Origin of the sequence: Enterovirga sp. CN4-39, from assembly GCF_049446235.1 — a bacterium.
Classification (GTDB): domain Bacteria; phylum Pseudomonadota; class Alphaproteobacteria; order Rhizobiales; family Beijerinckiaceae; genus Enterovirga.
The window spans coordinates 239,771-258,881 of record NZ_JBMSEF010000006.1 but is presented as its reverse complement, the minus strand read 5'-3'; the positions used below and the strand labels follow the sequence as shown (position 1 = coordinate 258,881).

Annotated in this window: 22 protein-coding genes; 3 read left to right on the top strand and 19 right to left on the bottom strand. The window is 67.6% G+C overall.

All coding sequences use genetic code 11. The annotated features are described in order from the left end of the window. Positions 1 to 9: 9 nt before the first annotated feature. The 7 genes from ACO2SS_RS12815 to ACO2SS_RS12785 all read right to left on the bottom strand — a co-directional run bounded on the left by ACO2SS_RS12815 (position 10) and on the right by ACO2SS_RS12785 (position 6,053). Positions 10 to 336, bottom strand: a complete 327-nt coding sequence (locus ACO2SS_RS12815) for a DUF1330 domain-containing protein (protein ID WP_423278052.1) — start codon at positions 334 to 336, stop codon at positions 10 to 12. A gap of 75 nt (positions 337 to 411) precedes the next feature. Then, complete coding sequence (locus ACO2SS_RS12810) at positions 412 to 927, bottom strand: 2'-5' RNA ligase family protein (protein ID WP_423278051.1); 516 nt, start codon at positions 925 to 927, stop codon at positions 412 to 414. 34 nt (positions 928 to 961) lie between these two features. Continuing rightward, complete coding sequence (locus ACO2SS_RS12805) at positions 962 to 1,363, bottom strand: F0F1 ATP synthase subunit epsilon (protein WP_423278050.1); 402 nt, start codon at positions 1,361 to 1,363, stop codon at positions 962 to 964. Positions 1,364 to 1,478: 115 nt separating this feature from the next. Continuing rightward, positions 1,479 to 2,921 (bottom strand): F0F1 ATP synthase subunit beta, encoded by a 1,443-nt coding sequence (gene atpD, locus ACO2SS_RS12800; protein ID WP_423278049.1) that lies wholly within the window; start codon positions 2,919 to 2,921, stop codon positions 1,479 to 1,481. Between the two features lie 29 nt (positions 2,922 to 2,950). After that, entirely contained in the window at positions 2,951 to 3,826 is an 876-nt protein-coding gene (locus tag ACO2SS_RS12795; RefSeq protein ID WP_423278048.1) for a F0F1 ATP synthase subunit gamma, read from the bottom strand. 122 nt (positions 3,827 to 3,948) lie between these two features. Then, the gene (atpA, locus tag ACO2SS_RS12790) at positions 3,949 to 5,481 is read right to left on the bottom strand and encodes a F0F1 ATP synthase subunit alpha (RefSeq protein WP_423278047.1); all 1,533 of its coding nucleotides are present in this window, start codon (positions 5,479 to 5,481) and stop codon (positions 3,949 to 3,951) included. Continuing rightward, positions 5,481 to 6,053 carry a F0F1 ATP synthase subunit delta gene (locus tag ACO2SS_RS12785; RefSeq protein ID WP_423278046.1) on the bottom strand — a complete coding sequence of 191 codons (573 nt, stop codon included), beginning with the start codon at positions 6,051 to 6,053 and terminating at the stop codon, positions 5,481 to 5,483. The genes atpA and ACO2SS_RS12785 overlap by 1 nt, the downstream gene beginning before the upstream one ends. Before the next feature lie 227 nt (positions 6,054 to 6,280). Between ACO2SS_RS12785 and ACO2SS_RS12780 the strand changes: the two genes are divergently transcribed. After that, positions 6,281 to 6,652, top strand: a complete 372-nt coding sequence (locus tag ACO2SS_RS12780) for a hypothetical protein (protein WP_423278045.1) — start codon at positions 6,281 to 6,283, stop codon at positions 6,650 to 6,652. A 29-nt stretch (positions 6,653 to 6,681) separates the two neighbouring features. Here ACO2SS_RS12780 and ACO2SS_RS12775 read toward each other — a convergent pair whose 3' ends face one another. The 4 genes from ACO2SS_RS12775 to miaA form a co-directional block, all read right to left on the bottom strand. Beyond that, positions 6,682 to 8,535 (bottom strand): acetolactate synthase 3 large subunit, encoded by a 1,854-nt coding sequence (locus ACO2SS_RS12775; protein WP_423278044.1) that lies wholly within the window; start codon positions 8,533 to 8,535, stop codon positions 6,682 to 6,684. A 147-nt stretch (positions 8,536 to 8,682) separates the two neighbouring features. Next, complete coding sequence (locus tag ACO2SS_RS12770) at positions 8,683 to 8,850, bottom strand: Flp family type IVb pilin (protein ID WP_423278043.1); 168 nt, start codon at positions 8,848 to 8,850, stop codon at positions 8,683 to 8,685. A gap of 133 nt (positions 8,851 to 8,983) precedes the next feature. Further along, positions 8,984 to 9,871, bottom strand: a complete 888-nt coding sequence (locus ACO2SS_RS12765; RefSeq protein ID WP_423278042.1) for a DMT family transporter — start codon at positions 9,869 to 9,871, stop codon at positions 8,984 to 8,986. Positions 9,872 to 9,951: 80 nt separating this feature from the next. Beyond that, positions 9,952 to 10,872, bottom strand: a complete 921-nt coding sequence (gene miaA, locus ACO2SS_RS12760; RefSeq protein ID WP_423278041.1) for a tRNA (adenosine(37)-N6)-dimethylallyltransferase MiaA — start codon at positions 10,870 to 10,872, stop codon at positions 9,952 to 9,954. A 48-nt stretch (positions 10,873 to 10,920) separates the two neighbouring features. Between miaA and serB the strand changes: the two genes are divergently transcribed. Then, positions 10,921 to 11,826, top strand: a complete 906-nt coding sequence (gene serB / locus ACO2SS_RS12755; RefSeq protein ID WP_423278040.1) for a phosphoserine phosphatase SerB — start codon at positions 10,921 to 10,923, stop codon at positions 11,824 to 11,826. Positions 11,827 to 11,829: 3 nt separating this feature from the next. On the opposite strand, the gene ACO2SS_RS12750 is transcribed toward serB, so the two are convergent. From ACO2SS_RS12750 to ACO2SS_RS12715, 8 genes are all read right to left on the bottom strand, one after another. Then, positions 11,830 to 12,351: a DUF421 domain-containing protein gene (locus ACO2SS_RS12750; RefSeq protein WP_423278039.1), complete on the bottom strand. Its 522-nt coding sequence runs from the start codon at positions 12,349 to 12,351 to the stop codon at positions 11,830 to 11,832. Between the two features lie 37 nt (positions 12,352 to 12,388). Next, positions 12,389 to 13,903, bottom strand: coding sequence for a DegQ family serine endoprotease (locus tag ACO2SS_RS12745; RefSeq protein ID WP_423278038.1), 1,515 nt, complete (start codon positions 13,901 to 13,903; stop codon positions 12,389 to 12,391). 79 nt (positions 13,904 to 13,982) lie between these two features. Continuing rightward, positions 13,983 to 14,177, bottom strand: a complete 195-nt coding sequence (locus ACO2SS_RS12740) for a DUF2065 domain-containing protein (RefSeq protein ID WP_423278037.1) — start codon at positions 14,175 to 14,177, stop codon at positions 13,983 to 13,985. Between the two features lie 8 nt (positions 14,178 to 14,185). After that, on the bottom strand, positions 14,186 to 15,133 hold the full coding sequence (gene hflC / locus ACO2SS_RS12735) for a protease modulator HflC (protein ID WP_423278036.1): 948 nt from the start codon (positions 15,131 to 15,133) through the stop codon (positions 14,186 to 14,188). After that, positions 15,130 to 16,311, bottom strand: a complete 1,182-nt coding sequence (gene hflK / locus ACO2SS_RS12730) for an FtsH protease activity modulator HflK (protein WP_423278035.1) — start codon at positions 16,309 to 16,311, stop codon at positions 15,130 to 15,132. The genes hflC and hflK overlap by 4 nt, the downstream gene beginning before the upstream one ends. A 138-nt stretch (positions 16,312 to 16,449) precedes the next feature. Next, a complete protein-coding gene (locus tag ACO2SS_RS12725; RefSeq protein WP_423278034.1) occupies positions 16,450 to 16,980 on the bottom strand; it encodes a dihydrofolate reductase in 531 nt (176 codons plus the stop codon). 2 nt (positions 16,981 to 16,982) lie between these two features. Beyond that, entirely contained in the window at positions 16,983 to 17,462 is a 480-nt protein-coding gene (locus tag ACO2SS_RS12720; RefSeq protein WP_423278033.1) for a GNAT family N-acetyltransferase, read from the bottom strand. A 7-nt stretch (positions 17,463 to 17,469) separates the two neighbouring features. Further along, positions 17,470 to 18,264, bottom strand: coding sequence for a thymidylate synthase (locus ACO2SS_RS12715; protein WP_423278032.1), 795 nt, complete (start codon positions 18,262 to 18,264; stop codon positions 17,470 to 17,472). Between the two features lie 250 nt (positions 18,265 to 18,514). On the opposite strand from ACO2SS_RS12715, the gene ACO2SS_RS12710 reads away from it, so the two are divergent. Continuing rightward, positions 18,515 to 19,111: an SspB family protein gene (locus tag ACO2SS_RS12710; protein ID WP_423278031.1), complete on the top strand. Its 597-nt coding sequence runs from the start codon at positions 18,515 to 18,517 to the stop codon at positions 19,109 to 19,111.

Sequence of the window (19,111 nt, the reverse complement as noted above, 5' to 3'; positions counted from 1 at the left end):
GAAGGGCAGTCACCCGGCGAGGATGTCCGTTGCACGGTGGCCCTCGTCCACGGTGTCGATCAGGATCACGTCGCAGGCGGCGTTCTCCGTGCGCAGGGGCAGGATGGCCTGGTAGGCGGCCGAGCCGTACCAGTTCCGGGCGGCCGCGCGGTCAGGGAACTCGATGATCACCACATCACCCGCCCAGCTTCCCTCGATCACGTCATAGGGGTCGCCGTGGACCCGGAAGCGTCCGCCGAACGGTGCGAGGGTCGCGTCGATGCGTTCGAGATAGTGGACGATGTCGGGCCCGACCTCTACGTCCTGCAGCCGGGCAATCGCGAAGGTGCTCATCATCGTCTCCGTTCTAACGCCGGGATGATGAGGATCGGGTCGCCCGAGGTCGATTACCTGCCCGGTAATGGCGCCACGCTAGCCACCGAACCGGAAGCTTCTTTCCAGCTTCCAGGGCCCGCCTAGATAGCGCCAGAGGTTCAGGCCCTCGGCGCGAGCCGAGAAGGGGCGGAAACTCGCCTCCAACTCGCGGAGCGTCGCGCGCGCGACATCGGCGCCGACCTTGTTCTGGATCGTGACGTGGGGGGCGATCTTCGCGGAATCCTGCGGGCTCAGCCAGTCGCGCCACTCGCGCGCGAGGCGCTGTCGCAGGCCGACGAGTTCCTGTGAAGAGAAGGCGATAGCCACGCCATTGCCCAGCGCCCGAAGGCCGGTGGCCTCGATCTCGAAGGGCTTCTGCCGCAGGCAGATCTCGGCCAGTTCCCGCCGGATCAGGGTGGCGTTCTCGCCGGGTAGCGCGTGGAAGAGGGTCAGGTGGGCCGGGACCTGATTGCGCTCGGGCGGGAAGTAGCGGCGCCGGAGTTCGTCGAGACGGGCGAAGCTCGCGCCGTCGAAGGCCAGTGTGAGGATGAGCGGCCGGTCGGGCTCGCTCATCCTGGAAGCCCAAAGCGGCAGATGCCGCTCATCGTCAGAGCTTGAGCGTCTCGCGCGCTTCGTTGAGCTGCCCGATCATCTCGTCGTAGGCGCGGCGGGCGGCGTCGTCGTCGCTGCCGTCGCGGCGCGTCTCGAGTTCGGTGATCTCGTGCGCGATCTTCTCGGGCGTCAGCTCTTCGACCGGGGTCGCCCGCTCCGCCAGCACGATCACGCCGGAGGCGTTGATCTCAGCGAAGCCGCCGCGGACCAGCACGCGCTCCCCATGGTTCTTCTGGTCGGTCGCGACCACGAAACCGGCTTTCAGGGTGGTGATCGCGGGAGCATGGCCCGGCATCACCGTCATGTCGCCTTCGGTCGCCGGCAGCAGGACCGCCTCGACGTCGCCGGAGAAGAGGATGCGCTCGGGCGAGACGAGCTCGAAATGCATGGTGGCCATCAGGAAATCCTATTCAGGGCGTCATGGCCGGGCTGTCCCGGCCATCCCGTTTCGGAGGGGCACTCGCTCCGGAGCGGGGTCGCCGGGACAAGCCCGGCGATGACTGCGTGGCGCGTTACGCGCTGGCGGCGAGGCGCTGGGCCTTCTCGACCGCCTCTTCGATGGTGCCGACCATGTAGAAGGCCGCCTCCGGAAGGTGGTCGTACTTGCCCTCGACCAGGCCCTTGAAGCCCTTGATCGTGTCTTCGAGCGCCACGAGCTTGCCCGGCGAGCCGGTGAAGACCTCGGCGACGAAGAACGGCTGGGACAGGAAGCGCTCGATCTTGCGGGCGCGGGCGACGGTGAGCTTGTCCTCTTCCGAGAGCTCGTCCATGCCCAGGATCGCGATGATGTCCTGCAGCGCCTTGTAGCGCTGGAGCACCTGCTGCACCTGGCGGGCGACCGTGTAGTGCTCCTCACCGAGGATGCTCGCCGAGAGCATGCGCGAGGTGGAGTCGAGCGGATCCACGGCCGGGTAGATGCCCTTCTCGGCGATGGAGCGCGACAGCACGGTCGTGGCGTCGAGGTGGGCGAAGGAGGTCGCCGGCGCCGGGTCGGTCAGGTCGTCCGCCGGCACGTAGATCGCCTGCACGGAGGTGATCGAGCCCTTCGTCGTCGTGGTGATGCGCTCCTGCAGGTTGCCCATGTCCGTCGCGAGGGTCGGCTGATAGCCCACCGCGGACGGAATGCGGCCGAGAAGCGCCGACACCTCGGAGCCCGCCTGCGTGAAGCGGAAGATGTTGTCGACGAAGAAGAGCACGTCCTGGCCCTGGTCGCGGAAATGCTCGGCGACCGTGAGGCCGGTCAGCGCGACGCGGGCGCGGGCGCCCGGAGGCTCGTTCATCTGGCCGTAGACCAGGGCACACTTGGAGCCCTCGCCGCCGCCATGCTTGTTCACGCCCGACTCGATCATCTCGTGATAGAGATCGTTGCCCTCGCGGGTGCGCTCGCCGACGCCGGCGAAGACCGAGTAGCCGCCGTGCGCCTTCGCGACGTTGTTGATCAGCTCCATGATGAGCACGGTCTTGCCGACACCCGCGCCGCCGAAGAGGCCGATCTTGCCGCCCTTCGCGTAGGGGGCGAGGAGGTCGACGACCTTGATGCCCGTCACGAGGATCTCGGCTTCCGTCGCCTGGTCGGCATAGGAGGGAGCCGGCTGGTGGATGGCGCGCAGGTCTTCGGCCGGAACCGGGCCGGCCTCGTCCACCGGCTCGCCGATGACGTTCATGATGCGGCCGAGCGTCCCGGCACCGACGGGCACCCGGATCGGGGCGCCGGTGTCACGCACCTCCTGGCCGCGGACGAGGCCTTCGGACGTGTCCATGGCGATGCAGCGGACCGTGTTCTCGCCGAGCTGCTGGGCAACTTCGAGGACGAGGCGGTTGCCCTGGTTGGTCGTCTCCAGCGCGTTCAGGATCTCCGGCAGGTGGCCGTCGAACTGCACGTCCACGACGGCGCCGATCACCTGGGTGATATGGCCGGTCGTGCTGACCGGCGGCATGGCCAAAGCGGCTGACATGATGCTTCCCTCTAGTCCTGCGTTCGTGCTCAGAGCGCCTCGGCGCCCGAGATGATTTCGATGAGTTCCTTGGTGATCATGGCCTGACGCGACCGGTTGTAGGTCTGCGTCTGCTTCTTGATCATGTCACCCGCGTTCCGGGTGGCGTTGTCCATCGCGCTCATGCGCGCGCCCTGCTCGGAGGCGGCGTTCTCCAGGAGCGCCCGGAAGATCTGGATGGTCACGTTCCGCGGCAGAAGCGAGGCGAGGATCTCACCCTCATCCGGCTCGTACTCGTAGACGGCGTCCGTCCCGCTCGGCGAGGCGGCCTCGAACTGCGCCGGGATGATCTGCTGCGCGGTCGGGATCTGCTGGATGACGGAGCGGAAGCGCGAATAGAACAGGGTCGCGACGTCGAACTGGCCCTCTTCGAAGAGGCGCAGCACCTTGCCGGCGATCATGTCGGCATGCTCGTACCCGACCTGCTTGGCCGAGCGGAGATCGACGAGCTCGATGATCTGGCGCTCGAACTGCCGGCGGAGGATGTCGAAGCCCTTCTTGCCGACGCAGAGGATCTTGACCGTCTTGCCCTCGTTCATGAGGCGGAGGGCGTGGTCACGCGCGAGGCGCGCGATGGAGGAGTTGAAGGCGCCGCATAGGCCGCGCTCGGCCGTGCAGACGACCAGAAGATGCGTCTGGTCCGAGCCGGTGCCGGCGAGGAGGCGCGGCGTGTCGGGGCCGATCGTGATGCCGCCCGCGAGATTGGCCATGACGGACGTCATGCGCTCGGCGAAGGGCCGGGCAGCCTCTGCAGCCATCTGCGCGCGGCGCAGCTTCGCGGCCGCGACCATCTGCATGGCCTTGGTGATCTTCTGCGTCGCCTTGACCGAGGCGATGCGGTTCCGGAGGTCTTTTAGCGAAGGCATCGCGTCTGTGCTCTAGGCCTCGTCGCCCGTCATGCCCGGGCTCGGCCCGGGCATCCACGCCAGAGGCGCCGAGCCGGGAAAGTGGATGGCCGGGCCAGAGCCCGGCCATGACGGCGCAAATGTCAGGTGAAGGACTTCGCGAAGGCCTCGACCACGCCCTTCAGCTTGGCCTCGGTCTCGGAGGAGAGGTCCTTGGAGCTGCGGATCGACTCGAGGATCTCGCCGTGCTTGCCGCGGAGGGTGGCGAGCAGGCCGTCCTCGAAGGCGCGCACGCGGTTGACCGGGAGCGCGTCGAGGTAGCCGTTCACGCCGGCATAGATCACCGCGACCTGCTCTTCCATCTTCAGCGGCGAGAACTGCGGCTGCTTCAGGAGCTCGGTCAGGCGCGAGCCGCGGTTCAGCAGCTTCTGCGTCGTGGCGTCGAGGTCGGAGCCGAACTGCGCGAAGGCAGCCATCTCGCGGTACTGAGCGAGCTCGCCCTTGATCTTGCCGGCGACCTTTTTCATCGCCTTCGTCTGCGCGGCGGAGCCGACGCGCGACACCGAGAGGCCGACGTTCACGGCCGGGCGGATGCCCTGGTAGAACAGGTCGGTCTCGAGGAAGATCTGGCCGTCCGTGATCGAGATGACGTTGGTCGGGATGTAGGCCGACACGTCGTTCGCCTGCGTCTCGATGATGGGCAGCGCCGTCAGCGAGCCCGCGCCCATCGCGTCCGACATCTTGGCGGCGCGCTCGAGCAGGCGGGAATGCAGGTAGAAGACGTCGCCCGGATAGGCCTCGCGGCCCGGCGGACGGCGGAGCAGCAGCGACATCTGGCGGTAGGCGACGGCCTGCTTGGACAGATCGTCATAGGTGATCACGGCATGCATGCCGTTGTCGCGGAAGAACTCGCCCATGGCGCAGCCGGCGAAGGGCGCCAGGAACTGCATGGGGGCCGGGTCGGAGGCAGTGGCCGCGACGATGATCGAGTACTCGAGCGCGCCGTTCTCCTCCAGGGTCTTCACGAACTGGGCGACCGTGGAGCGCTTCTGGCCGATGGCGACGTAGACGCAGTAGAGCTTCTGGCTCTCCGGGGCGCCTTCGACGTTCAGGGGCTTCTGGTTCAGGATCGTGTCGAGCGCGATCGCCGACTTGCCGGTCTGGCGGTCGCCGATGATGAGCTCGCGCTGGCCGCGGCCGATCGGGATCAGGGCGTCCACCGACTTCAGGCCCGTGGCCATCGGCTCGTGCACGGACTTGCGCGGGATGATGCCCGGCGCCTTCACGTCCACGCGGCGACGCTCGGTCGCCTGGATCGGGCCCTTGCCGTCGATCGGATTGCCGAGCGCGTCGACGACGCGGCCGAGCAGGCCCTTGCCGACCGGCACCTCGACGATGGCGCCCGTGCGCTTCACCGTCTGGCCTTCGGCGATCTCACGGTCGGAGCCGAACACGACGACGCCGACATTGTCCTGCTCGAGGTTCAGCGCCATGCCGCGGACGCCGGATTCGAACTCGACCATCTCGCCCGCCTGGACGTTGTCGAGCCCGTAGCAGCGCGCGATGCCGTCGCCGACGGAGAGGACCTGGCCGACCTCGGAAACCTCGGCTTCCGTGCCGAAATTCTTGATCTGGTCCTTGAGGATCGCCGAGATCTCGGCGGCGCGGATATCCATTACCGGGCCTCTTTCATCGCAATTCGCATGGAGTTGAGCTTGGTCTTGAGCGACGCATCGACCATGCGGGAGCCGATCTTCACGACCAGCCCGCCGATCAGCGCCGGATCGACCTTGACGGCGACATCGACCTCGGCGCCCGCCATCTCGCGGAGCGCGGTCTTGATGTCGTTCAGCATCCGGGGCGAGGGCTCCTCGGCCACGGTGACGCTGGCCGACACGATGCCGCGCGACTTGGCGACGAGCGCCCGGTAGGCGCGGATCATGTCGGGGAGGACGAAGAGGCGGCGGTTGGCCGCCGCGAGCCGGATCAGATTGCCGGCGAGACCGCGGATGCCGGCCCGATCGAGGATCGTGCCGATCGCCCTGGACTGCTCTTCCGAGGAGAAAATGGGGCTCTTCACGAGCCGGACGAGGTCCGGGCTCTCGGACAGCATACGGTCGAAGCTGTCGAGGTCACGGGAGACCTGGTCGATCGCATTCTCTTCGCGCGCGAGCTCGAACAGGGCGGAGGCGTAGCGGCCGGCGACGCCCGATACGCCATGAGCTTCAGCTTTGCCTTTGTCCGCCACCTGTCACTCGTCGCTGTTCGCCCGAACCCGCCGCTCCGCTCGAAGCAGCGCGCCCAGCCCGGCACGTCTGGAAGTTGGTCGCCCGGATCCGCCCGCCCGAGAGGGGCGCTCGCAAGGCATATCGGTGCCCTAGCACGCACATCCGGGTGCCGCAAGGCGAGTACCCATCCGGGCTCGCGCGGAAGAGCCCGAATGATTAGCTAGCGCGAACCCGGAAAGGAACCGCCTTGATCCGCACCCCGATCGTCCTTGCCATGCTTCTCCTGCCCGCCGCCGCTTTCGCCCAGCGCGCCGACGGCACCTATCCGGTGAGGCTCGCCTGTGACGCCGCCGGCGGCGCCGGGCCGGTGCGGGCGAGCGGCACGGCTACGGTCGGGGGAGGGCGGGGGACATACGAGATCAGGCTCGGGTCCGGCCGCGAGACGGGGACCGGAACCCTGTCCGGCGGCCGCCTGAGCCTCGCCGGGAAGGGGCCCGGCTACGAGGCCCGCTATTCGGGGGACGTCAGCGGTCGCGGCGGCTTTCTCACCGGCTACCAGACTGCCGCCGGCGGAAAGGGCTTCCGTCGCGCCTGCCAGTTCATACTCGGAGATGGGTGAGCGCGGCGGCGGGCGCCGCGCTCAGGGGCTCAAACCAGGAGCTTGCCTTCCTCGGTGATGACCGAACCCAGGTCCTCTGCGCCGGTCTCTCCGAGATAATCGTTGAGGATCATCTCGTTATGCGCCTTGCCTGACGGGATCATCGGGAAGCAGTTTTCCGTCTTGTCCACGAGGCAGTCGAAGATGACCGGCCGGTCGTTGACGGCGAGCATCTCGCGGATGGCGTCGTCCAGCTTCGCCGGATCCTGGCAGCGCAAGCCGACGCCGCCATAGGCATCCGCCAGCTTCACGAAATCGGGCAGCGATTCCGAGTAGCTCTGCGAGTAGCGGCCGCCATGCAGAAGCTCCTGCCATTGGCGAACCATGCCCATGTACTCGTTGTTCAGGATGAAGATCTTGACCGGCAGGCGATACTGCACGGCCGTCGACATCTCCTGCATGTTCATGAGGATGGACGCCTCGCCGGCGATATCGATGACGAGGGCATCGGGATGCGCGAGCTGCGTCCCGATCGCGGCCGGCAGGCCGTAGCCCATCGTCCCGAGCCCGCCCGATGTCATCCAGCGGTTCGGCTGGTCGAACTTGAAGAACTGCGCAGCCCACATCTGGTGCTGGCCGACCTCCGTCGTAACGTAGGTCTCGCGGTCCTTCGTCAGCTCGTAGAGCCGCTGGATGGCGTATTGCGGCTTGATGATCTCGGATGACGGCCGATAGGCGAGGCAGTCGCGCGCGCGCCAGCTCTCGATTGCCTCCCACCACTCCTGCAGGGCCGCCTTGTCCACCTCCGGCGAGGTCTCGCGCCAGACCCGGAGCATTTCCTCGAGCACGTTGGCGCAATCGCCCACGATACCGACATCGGCCTTGACGTTCTTGGAGATCGAGGACGGGTCGATGTCGATGTGGATCTTCTTCGATCCCGGCGAAAAGGCGTCCAGCCGGCCTGTGATGCGGTCGTCGAACCGGGCGCCGACCGCGATCATGACGTCGCAATCGTGCATGGCGTGATTGGCCTCGTAGGTCCCGTGCATGCCGAGCATGCCGAGAAAGGCCGGGTCAGAGGCCGGAAATGCCCCGAGGCCCATCAGGGTCGAGGTCACCGGGAACCCGGAGAGCAGGGCGAGTTCCCGCAGCGCCGCCGAGGCGCGCGGCCCGGCATTGATGACGCCGCCGCCCGTGTAGAAGACCGGACGCTTTGCCCGCGCCATCATCTCGACCGCGGCGCGAATCTTGAGGGAGTCTCCCTCGACAGCCGGCCGGTAGGTCTTGTGCCCGTTGTCGCCCGGCCGCTCGTAGAGGCCGGACTTGAACTGCACGTCCTTCGGCAGGTCGATGACCACGGGGCCCGGACGGCCATGGGTCGCCACGAAGAAGGCCTCGTGCAGGATGCGCGGCAGGTCCTCGACCGACTTCACGAGGTAATTGTGCTTCGTGCAGTGGCGCGTGATGCCGACCGTGTCGCATTCCTGGAAGGCGTCGGTGCCGATGAGATGCGTCGGGACCTGCCCGGTGATGCAGACGACCGGGATCGAATCCATCATCGCGTCGGCAAGGCCCGTCACGGCATTCGTCGCACCAGGCCCGGAGGTGACGAGCACGCACCCGACCTTGCCCGAGGAGCGGGCATAGCCCTCTGCGGCGTGCACGGCGCCCTGCTCGTGGCGGACGAGGACGTGCGTGAGCGCCGGCTCGTGGAAGAGCGCGTCGTAAATCGGGAGTACGGCCCCGCCCGGGTACCCAAAGACGTGGTCTACGCCCTGATCGCGGAGGGCGCGGACGACCATCTCGGCCCCGGTCATATACTCGCTCATCTGCCGCTCCTCTTCCTTCCTCGCGCATCGTTCGGAGCAATAAAAAAGGGCCCCGAGGGACCCTGCATGCGCCACCAGCCGGATAAAACGGGTCAGACCCGCTCCGTCGATGGCGCCTCCGATACGATAAGGATTGCGGGCACTTGCCCCTCCGGTCGAACCCGAGAGCCCGTAGACCCTCGGGTCCGACCGGTCAAGAGACTTTCGGCGGGCGAGCGGCCGTCAGCGGGTGCCGAGCGATGTTCCGATCTGCGTGAAGCTCGCGTTCAGGCTCGTGCCGATCATCGAGAGAGCACCGATGATCACCACTGCGATCAGAGCGGCTATCAGCCCGTACTCGATCGCCGTCGCGCCACTCTCGTCCTTACCAAAGCGTTTCATGATGTTCATGCGATCGCGCCTCCTACAGGAGGGGCTACGATCGGGAGCCGGTTCGGTTCGGAGCCTGCTCTGCGGCTGAACAATTATGGTTAACGAGTGGTTAACGCAGTCGGAAAAATGGTTAACGACCGGGGCGGTCCTGTCAGTCACGGTGGATCGCGAGAGCCACCCCGCTCATCGTCAGGAGGATCGCGACCACCTCGCGCGGCCCGAGCGGCTCCCCGAGGAGCAGGATGGCCGACACGATTCCGACGATCGGCACGAGGAGCATCCCGATGGCGGCCGTGCCCGCCGGCAGGCGCTTGAGCGCGGCGAACCAGGTCACGTAGCAGGCCCCCATGGGAAGAAGAACCATGTAGAGGAACGCCATCGTCCCGCCCGGCGTGAGCGGGCCGATCCTGTCGAATTCAGTGACGAGGCCGATCAAGGCCATCGGCGTGCAGGCCAGGCCGACCTGCCACGTTGTCGAGACGAGCGGGCTGATGTCCGGAACGGGCCTCAGGAGCAGCGTGCCGGCCGCGAACAGAATAGCTGACGAGAGCGCGAGGGCGGCTCCGAGCATCCAGGTCGGGCCGTGGGTTCCTCCCGTCTCGGTTCCAAGCAGGACCACGACGCCGCCGAAGCCGAGCGCAAGCGCCGCGATCCGCCGGCCGGTCGGCCTGACCCCGCGAATCGGCCACTCCAGGAGGCAGACCCAGAGCGGCATCGTGTAAGCGAGGAGCGCCACGTCCGCGACCGGCATCCACTGCATGGCGACAGTGACGAATCCCATCCAGGCGAAGACGTTCGTGAAGGACGCCGCGGCGAGCCGCCCGATGCTCCGGCCCGGAAGCGCCAGCCTCTCCCCGCGCGAGGCGGCGACGAGGCCGAGCAGCAACGCCGCGACCATTCCGCCGCTGCCGCGGCCGAAGAGGGCAGGCCAGTCTCGGAGTAGAACCTTGATGGTCGGCCAGTTCAGCCCCCATCCGACAATGGTCACGGCGAGAAAGAGCAGACCGGACTGGTAGGAGGATCGTGATGGGGAAGGCACGAGGGTCTCTTATGGCCGGCTCATCGCGGCGCGAAGCCTCGCCGCTGCATCCCTGCCCATCCTAGTCGTGCTGCTGGCGTTCACGCCCGCAGCTCCGCCCTGATTGCCGTGTGGGCGGTCTCGGGAGAGGCCCAGGTCCAGCCATCCATCTGATGGCGCGCCCAGGTGAATTGTCGCTTGGCGTAGGCCCGGGTATCGGCCTGGCCGCGCCGGATGGCCTCTTCGAGGGGAATTTCTCCCCGCAGATGGGCGAGGAGCCCGGGCACGCCATGCGCACGCATCACCGGAAGGGCAGGATCGAGGTTTCGGGCACCCAGGGCGGCGACCTCCTCCAGCGCGCCCGCCGCGATCATCTGCTCGAAGCGCCGGTCGATGCGGGCGCGCAGCTCGGCCCTGTCCGGTGCGAGAAAGACGCGGACCAGACGGCTGCTCGCCAGGGGGCCTGGAATGCGGTCCTGCTGGAAGGAGGACAACGGTGCTCCCGCGGCCGTCACGACCTCCAGGGCCCGAAGGATGCGCTGCCGGTCGCCCGGCTTCAGCCGCGCCGCCCCCTCGGCATCGAGCCGGGCGAGGTCCTCGTGGAGCTCCGGCGTCGCGCGCCCTTCGGCCTCCGCCCGGATTCGATTGCGGATGAGCTGCGGCACGGGCGGGATTTCGGACAGGCCCTCGGTCAGCGCCTTGAAGTAGAGACCCGTTCCTCCGACGAAAACCGGGATAGAGCCCTGCGCACGCAAGTCGGCGAGCAGGCTGGAGGCGGCCTCGACATAGCGCCCGGCGGAGAAATTCGTCGCCCCATCGACCTCCCCGAACAGCCGGTGGGGCGCCTGGGCGGTCTCCTCCGGCGTTGGTCGGTTCGTGATGATGCTGAGGTCACGATAGACCTGCATCGAGTCGGCATTGATGACGGTGCCGCCGACCTCGCGCACGACCTCGATGGCCAGTGCGGACTTGCCTGACGCGGTCGGCCCTGCAATGAGGACCGCCTCAATCCTCGATACCATCTGCTTCCAGGGGCTGGCGCTCGGGCCAGGCCTTCAACGGGGCCTCGCGTGGCCACTACCACTCTCTTTGTCGCAACCCTGATATCAGACCCGCAGAGGCCGTCCATCACGCCGGCCTTGGCCGCTACGTGCCGGACGGGCGTCGGCGCAGTCGGGACGCGCGTGCTCGCGGAGGGGCAGGCCGTCGACCTGCTTCTCGGGCAAGATCTGCGGCCGGCCGAGGCCGAAGGTGCCCTGCGTCATCTTCTCCGGGATGAGCCGGTCGACGTCGTCGTCCAGCCGGCGGATGGCCGCCGCAAGCGCCTGTTCCTGGCCGACATGGATTCCACCATGATCCAGCAGGAATGCATCGACGAGCTGGCGGATCTGGTGGGCCTCAAGACCGAGGTGGCGGCCATCACGGAGCGGGCGATGCGCGGCGAGATCGCGTTCGAACCTGCCTTGCGCGAGCGCGTGGCGCTGCTGAAGGGGCTGCCTGCCGATGTCGTCGACCAGCTCCTGAAGGAGCGCATCACGATGACCCCCGGCGGCGGCACTCTCGTGGCCACCATGCGGGCGAACGGGGCTTATGCGTGCCTCGTCTCGGGCGGGTTCACGCTCTTCACCGGGCCCGTGGGCCGGAAGCTCGGCTTCGACGAGGATCGGGCGAACGTCCTCATGGTCGAGGAGGCACGCCTCCTCGGCACCGTGCAGGAGCCGGTGCTGGGCCGCGAGGCCAAGCTCGCGACCCTGGTCGAGCTGCGGGACCGGCTCGGCCTGCAGCCGGCGGAGACCATCGCGGTCGGCGACGGCGCGAACGACCTCGCCATGCTGGGGGAGGCAGGGCTCGGGGTCGCGTTCCACGCAAAGCCGGCCGTCGCGGCTGCCGCCCATGCCCGGATCGAGCATGGCGACCTGTCGGCGCTTCTCTACATCCAGGGCTATGCGGCGGAAGAATTCGTCCGTCCGGCCTGACGGTCAGGCGCCGCGGTTCCGTTTCGGCGGGCCGTCATCGTCTCCGCCCCGGACCCGGATCACGCTGATGTTCCCGTCGGGCTCGAGACAGGCCCGCTTCACCTCTTCCAGCCGCTCGATGCCGTGCTGGCGCAGGTGGCTCATCAGCTCGTCCTTCGTCAGCAACTCCCGGTCCATGTTCCGGCGGTTCATTCGCCCATCCTGCACGAGGGGGATCGGGTCCCCGCCGCTGAGGTTGCGCAGGAACGGCACGCGGTCGCTCAGCCAGTTGATGGCGTAGCTCCAGAACAGGATGGTTCCGACGAGGATCGCGGCCTCGGTGACCGACTTGGCCTCGCCGACCATCGCATTCTGCGCGGCCTCGGAGATGAGGACGATGACCAGGATGTCGGCGATGCCGACCTGCCCGGCGTGGCGCTTCATCAGGTAGCGAAGCGCGAGGAACAGCAGCACGTACATCATGCTGCCGCGAAGGATGACCTCGAGGATCGAGGTCTGCGGGACGAGCATCTCGCCCCAGCTCATGGAATTGGTCTCGAAAGGCTTGAGGCGACCGGCAGGCCTACTCGATCGTGACGGCCACGAAGCGGACTTCGCCCTGGGCGTTCGACACCAGGAGGAGGGCGGACTTGCGACCGTCCTTCTTCAGCGCCTCGACGCGGCGGGTGACGTCGGCCGGATTGGCCACGGGCTCCTGCCCCACCTCGACGACCACCTCGCCGGGCTGGATGCGCTTGTCTGCAGCGGCCGAGTTCGGATCGACGCGGGTCACCACCACGCCCTTGACGCTTTCCTTGATGTTGTAGCGTCGGCGCAGCTCTTCGGAGATGCCGGACAGCTCTAGGCCGAGAGCGCGGCGTGTCGCCGTGGGGGTGTCCGTGGGCGGCTGGTTCAGGCCGGCCTTCTGAGCCCGCTCGCCGTCCTCGAGGCGGCCGAGCGTGACCTGGCGGGTCAGTTCCTGCCCCTTGCGAATGACGGTGACATCGACGGTCTTGCCGACCGGCGTAGAGGCGACGATGCGCGGCAGGTCCCGCGATTCCTTCACGTCGCGGCCGTCGAACCGGGTGATCACGTCGCCCACATCGAGGCCGGCCGGCTTGGCCGGACCCTTGTCGTCCACGCCGGCGATCAGCGCGCCGCGCGCTCCCCCGAGGCCCAGGGCCTCGGCGGTGGCGTCGTCCACGTTCTGAATGCGGACGCCCAGCCACCCGCGGCGGGTCTCACCGAATTCGCGCAGCTGGTTGATGATCGGCAGCGCGTTGGCCGAGGGCACCGCGAACCCGATTCCGACCGAGCCGCCCGTCGGGGACAGGATGGCGGTGTTGATGCCGATGACCTCGCCGCTCATGTTGAAGAGCGGGCCGCCGGAATTGCCCTTGTTGATGGCGGCGTCGGTCTGAATGTAGTTGTCGTAGGGGCCGGACTCGATGTTGCGGCCGCGGGCGGACACGATGCCGGCGGAGACGGACCCGCCCAGGCCGAACGGGTTGCCGATCGCCATCACCCAGTCACCCGGGCGCATCACCTCCGAATCGCCGAAGGGCACCGCCTTGAGCGGCTTCTCGGGCTTCACGCGCAGCACGGCGAGGTCGATCTTCGTATCCTTGCCGATGATCTCGGCCTTAAGCTTCGTCCCGTCGTTGAAGCCGACGAAGATCTCGTTCGCGTCGCCGATGACGTGACTGTTCGTCACCACGATGCCGGAGGCATCGATCACGAAGCCCGAGCCGAGCGAACTCGAGCGGCGCTGACGCGGCGCATTGTTCTCGTCGCTCCGGTTGCCCTGGCCGCGACGGTTGAAGAACTCCTCGAACAGATCCTCGAACGGCGTTCCCGGCGGCAGCTGCGGCATCGTCCGCCCGCGGGTCTCGACCGTGGTCGAGGCAGAGATGTTGACGACCGCATCCGTGACCTGGGCGGCCAGGTCGGCCAGGGAATCCGGGCCTTTGGCGAGGGCCGGCAGCGTGGCGCTCAGTGAATAGACGACGGCGAGCGCGGCGGCGCATCCCCGGATGGCGCCGAGCCGGGCGCGCTCCGTGAAGCCTGTGCGGCCAGCCGTTTCGCAGGTCGGAACCATCTTCACCCTCTCGAATGGCGCCTGGCTGCTGCCGGCGCCGGCCTGGGCATCTATACGCGGGCCGAAGCCCGTTGTTCACTCATGAGGCGAGCCGTCGCGCCGCCCACACGACCAGCACGCCCAACACGGCCGACACGACACCCACGAGCCGCATTCGGTCGCGGGGCGATGCCGCGGCCTCCATCATGGCTCGTTTCATGGCGTCCGGAAAGGACGCCAGCAAGATGCCTTCGATGGCGAGGGCGAGGCCAAGCGCCGCGACGAGGTCCCGCATCCCGCCGCTCAGGGCTGGGCGGCGGGTTGGCTTGTCGCGGTCTTGGGAGCATCCGCCCCGCTGCGCCCGTCAGGACGCTTGAAGAAGCGGAAGAACTCGGAGTCGGGCGAGAGCAGCATCCGGGTGTCGCCCGACTTCAGGCCCGTCTCGTAGGCCTGCATGGACCTGTAGAAGGCGAAGAAGTCGGGATCCTTGCCATAGGCCTCGGCGAGGATGCGGTTCCGCTCCGCGTCACCGGTACCGCGCAGTTCCTCGGCCCGGCGCTGGGCGTTGGCGACGATGACGGCGACGTCACGGTCGGCCCGAGCCCGAATGCCCTGCGCAGCCTGCGTGCCCTGCGCGCGGATGTCGGTGGCCTCACGCTGACGCTCGGTCTGCATCCGCTGGAACACCGCCTGGCTGTTCTGCTCCGGCAGGTCCACACGCCGCAGGCGCACGTCCACGATCTCGACACCGATGCCGCGCGCGGCCGCGTTCACCTCGTCCGAGATCTTCTTCATCAGCGCCTGGCGGTCGCTCTTCACGATCGCCTCGAAGGTCGAGTCGCCGAGGACGCTTCTGACCGTCGAGTTGATGATCGACCCGAGCCGGTTGTTCGCCGCCGGGATCGTGGCCACCGCCTGGTAGAACCGAAGCGGGTCGAGGATGCGGTACCGGGCGAAGGCGTCCACGATGAGACGCTTCTGGTCGGACGCGATGACTTCCTGGACCGGGAGGTCGAGGTCGAGCACGCGCCGATCGAAGTACACGACGTTGTCGATGAACGGCACCTTGAAGTGCAGGCCCGGGGCAAGGCCGGACGGAAGGCCCGCGCCCTGGGATTTCACCTGCTGGACCGCCCCGAAGCGCAGCACGAGCGCGGTCTGCGTCTGCTGGACGATGAACATGGAGGCAACGAGCGCGATGGCGACGACAGCCGCGAGCGCGAGCAGCCCGGTTCTGATGGTCGCGTTCATCGGCTGGCTCCCGGCTGAACGACGGAGCCGGTCGATTGGCCCGTCTGCCCGCCCTGAACAGGGGCCGGTCGTCGGTTGAGCTCGCCGAGCGGCAGATAGGGCACGACGCCCTGGCCGCTATTCTGGTCCACGATGATCTTGTCGGCCCCGCCCAGGACGCGCTCCATTGTTTCAAGGAAGATGCGCTCGCGGATCACGTCCGGAGCCTTCCGGTACTCGTCATAGACCTGCGCGAACCGCGAAGCCTGACCGGTCGCCTCAGCAACCGAGCGCTCGCGATAGGCCTCTGCGCCCTGGATGATGCGGGTGGCCTCGCCTCGCGCCTCGGGAACGACGCGGCTGGCATAGGTCTCCGCTTCGTTGCGCAGGCGATCCTGGTCCTGGCGCGCCGCCTGAACGTCGCGGAAGGCGTCGATGACCTGCGACGGCGGGTCGACCTTCTGCAGGTTCACGCGGATGACGTTCACGCCGGCCCCGTACTGGTTGAGGATGTTCTGGGCGAGACGCATGACCTCGGCCTCGATCGCCGCGCGATCGGTCGTCAGGATGTTCTGGATGTTCCGGCGGCCGATGACCTCGCGCATCGCGCTTTCGGCGACCACGCGCACCGTTCCGTCCGGGTTCTGAAGGTTGAAGACGAAGTCCGTGACCTTCGACGGGTCGACCTGCCACTGCAGCGTGAAGTCGATATCGACGATGTTCTCGTCACCCGTCAGCATCAGGCTCTCGTCATTGGGGCCGGGCCGGGCCGGGCCGCGACGTGCGGTCTCGACCGAGCGCGCGCCGACCTCGATCGTGCGCAGGGCCGTGACATTCGGCTTCAGATACGAGCCGATCGGGTAGGGCAGATTGTAGCTCAGGCCCTCGCGGCTCAGGCCGGCGAAGCGGCCGAAGACGAGATTCACGCCGACCTCGTCCGGGCGCACCGTGTAGATGCCGGTCGCGGCCCAGACGCAAAGCGCCATCAGGGCGATGAGGCCGATTCCGCGACCACCGATCTGGCCGCCTCCGCCGCCCGGGATGATGCCCTTCAGCCTATCCTGACCACGGCGTATGATGTCCTCGAGATCGGGGGGGCGGTTCCCGCCGCCACCGGACGGGCCGGAACCCCAAGGTCCGCCGGACCCGCCGCGCTGGCCCCACGGACCACCGCCGCCGCTCTGATTGCTCCAGGGCATTACGTCGAACCGTTCCCTTCTGCACGCTGTCCTGCCCAGGAAAGGGCCCGCGCGCTTGTGTTAGTGGCCTGTCTAGCAGTCAAGTTTGGCAGGTGGGAGCGAAAAGCTGTCGCGTCAACGCCATGCGGCGAATCGCGGTTAAGCTTCCCGGCTCTCTTCCCGCCGCTCGAGATCGATGAAGCTGAATGGGTACTCGTCCTTCTCGCCTGCGGGATGATCTTCCCGGAACGTCTGGACGAATGCGCTTTCATCGATGGCCGGAAACACCACGTCGCCTTGTGGGGCGGCATGTACCCGCGTCATCCTGATACGGAGAACATCCGGAAGAGCCAGCCGGTAGATCTCCGCCCCACCGGCCACGATGATCTCGTCGGCCCCCATCTCCTCGGCGGCAAGGGACGCGGTGGCGACCGCGTCGTTCCAAGAATGCGCGAGGGCGGCGCCCTCCGCCCTGAAGCCCCTGTCCCTGGTGAGGACGATCGTCCGGCGTCCGGGAAGCGGGCGGCCGATCGAGTCCCAGTTGCGCCGGCCCATGATGAGCGGCTTGCCCAGGGTGATCTGCTTGAAGCGCGCGAGATCCGTCCGAAGCCGCCAGGGAAGGTCGTTGTCGCGGCCGATGACCCCGTTCTCCGCCACAGCGACGACAATGGTGAGCGGCATCGAAGCCATGGTCACGATCCCGCGAGCCGGTCGAGAGCCTGGCCGGCGAGCCGGTACCGTGTCCAGCCGCCCACCGGCTCGGCGCCGAGCGAGCGGTAGAAGCCGATCGATGGCTCGTTCCAGTCGAGGACCGACCACTCCAGCCGGCCGAGCGCCTCGCTGCGGCAACGGGCGGCAAGGTTTTCGAGCAGCGCCTTGCCGAGGCCCCGTCCGCGATGGGACGGGCGGACGAAGAGGTCTTCGAGATAGATGCCGTGCCGGCCCTGGAAGGTGGAGAACGTGTAGTACCACAGCGCGAGACCGGCCGGCTCGCCGTTCCACTCCGCGATGTCGCAGAAGACCTTCGGGTCAGGGCCGAACAGGGCGGCCTCGATCGCCGCGCTCGTAGCGCGGACCTCGTCCAGCAGGCGCTCGTATTCCGCGAGTTCGCGGATGAGATCGAGAACCAGCGGCACCTCGCTCGGCCGGGCGGGCCGGATCGAAACCGTCATGCGCGCATCAGACCGCCACGGGCGCCCGGATCGCCGGAGCGGGATCGTAGCCTTCGACGGAAACGTCGCCGTAGGCGAAGTCGAAGATCGACCGGATGGCCGGATTGAGCTTCAGGCGGGGCAGGGGCCGCGGCTCGCGGTCGAGCTGCAGGCGCGCCTGGTCGAGGTGGTTCGAATAGAGGTGGGCGTCGCCGAACGAATGGACGAAGTCGCCGACGCCAAGTCCGGTGGCCTGCGCCATCATGTGCGTGAGCAGCGCGTAGGAGGCGATGTTGAACGGTACGCCAAGGAACACGTCGGCCGAGCGCTGGTAGAGCTGGCACGAGAGCCGGCCTTCCGCGACGTAGAACTGAAACAGGCAATGGCAGGGCGCCAGCGCCATGCGGTCGAGATCGGCCGGGTTCCAGGCTGAGACGACGAGGCGGCGTGAATCGGGGTTTCGGCGAATCTCCTGCTCGACCCAGGCGATCTGGTCGACGACCCGGCCGTCCGGTCCTTCCCAGGACCGCCATTGCTTGCCGTAGACGGGGCCGAGATCGCCCCGCTCGTCCGCCCACTCGTCCCAGATCGTGACGCCGTTGCCCTTCAGGTAGCCGACGTTGGTGTCGCCCTGCAGGAACCAGATCAGCTCGTGCACGATGGATTTCAGGTGCACGCGTTTCGTCGTCACGAGCGGGAAGCCCTCCCGCAGGTCGAACCGCATCTGGTGGCCGAAGACGGACAACGTTCCGGTCCCGGTCCGGTCGGTCTTGGGCACACCCTCGGAGAGGATACGGCGCAGGAGGTCGTGATAGGCCAGCATGGTTTTATCCCCGGGGCGTTATCGGGGCCTCGCCGGGCGGCTTCAAGCCGGATCCCGGTCCGGTTCGCCGCCATCCCAAGAAATCCGTTTCGGCGCGGCCGCAGGCCGCACCCGGGTCCGCCGAGAACCGGATATTTGTGTTCGGCATTCGTCACGACTGTGCCGTCCTGCCACTTGACGGAGCGGGCGGGCGCTGGGCAACTCATGGGGTGGTCCCCGTCTGTCTGGGGACGAGGGTTCAGGGCATTCTATGTCGACGGATCTCATCCGGTACGACCTACTCGTGCAGGAGGCGCTCAAGGGCGTGGTGCGGCGGGTCCTTTCGGACGCGGCGCGGGACGGCCTTCCGGGCGAACATCACTTCTACGTGTCGTTCCGGACGGATCACCCGGGCGTGCGGCTCTCGCAGCGCCTGCGCGACAAGTATCCGCAAGACATGACCATCGTCCTTCAGCACCAGTTCGACAGTCTGACGGTCAACGAGCAGGCTTTCGAGGTCGGGCTTTCCTTCGCGAGCGTGCCGGAGCGTCTGCGCGTGCCCTTCGACGCGCTGACCGGGTTCTTCGATCCCTCCGTCCAGTTCGGGCTGAAGTTCGAGACCAGCGAGGGCGACGGGATCGCCGACGAAGCTGGCGAGGAGCCCGGGGAAGGAGCGCAGCCGATCCCGCTGGCGCCCCCGAAGCCGGCCGGCAAGAGCACGGGTCCCAAGCTGGCCGCGCGCAAGACCGGTTCGGCCGACAAGGAGGCCGAGAGTGAAAAGCCGGCCGGGAAGGAGGCCGAAACCTCTCCCGAAGCGCCGGCTACGGCCGAGGTGGTCAGCCTCGATTCCTTCCGAAAGAAGAACTGA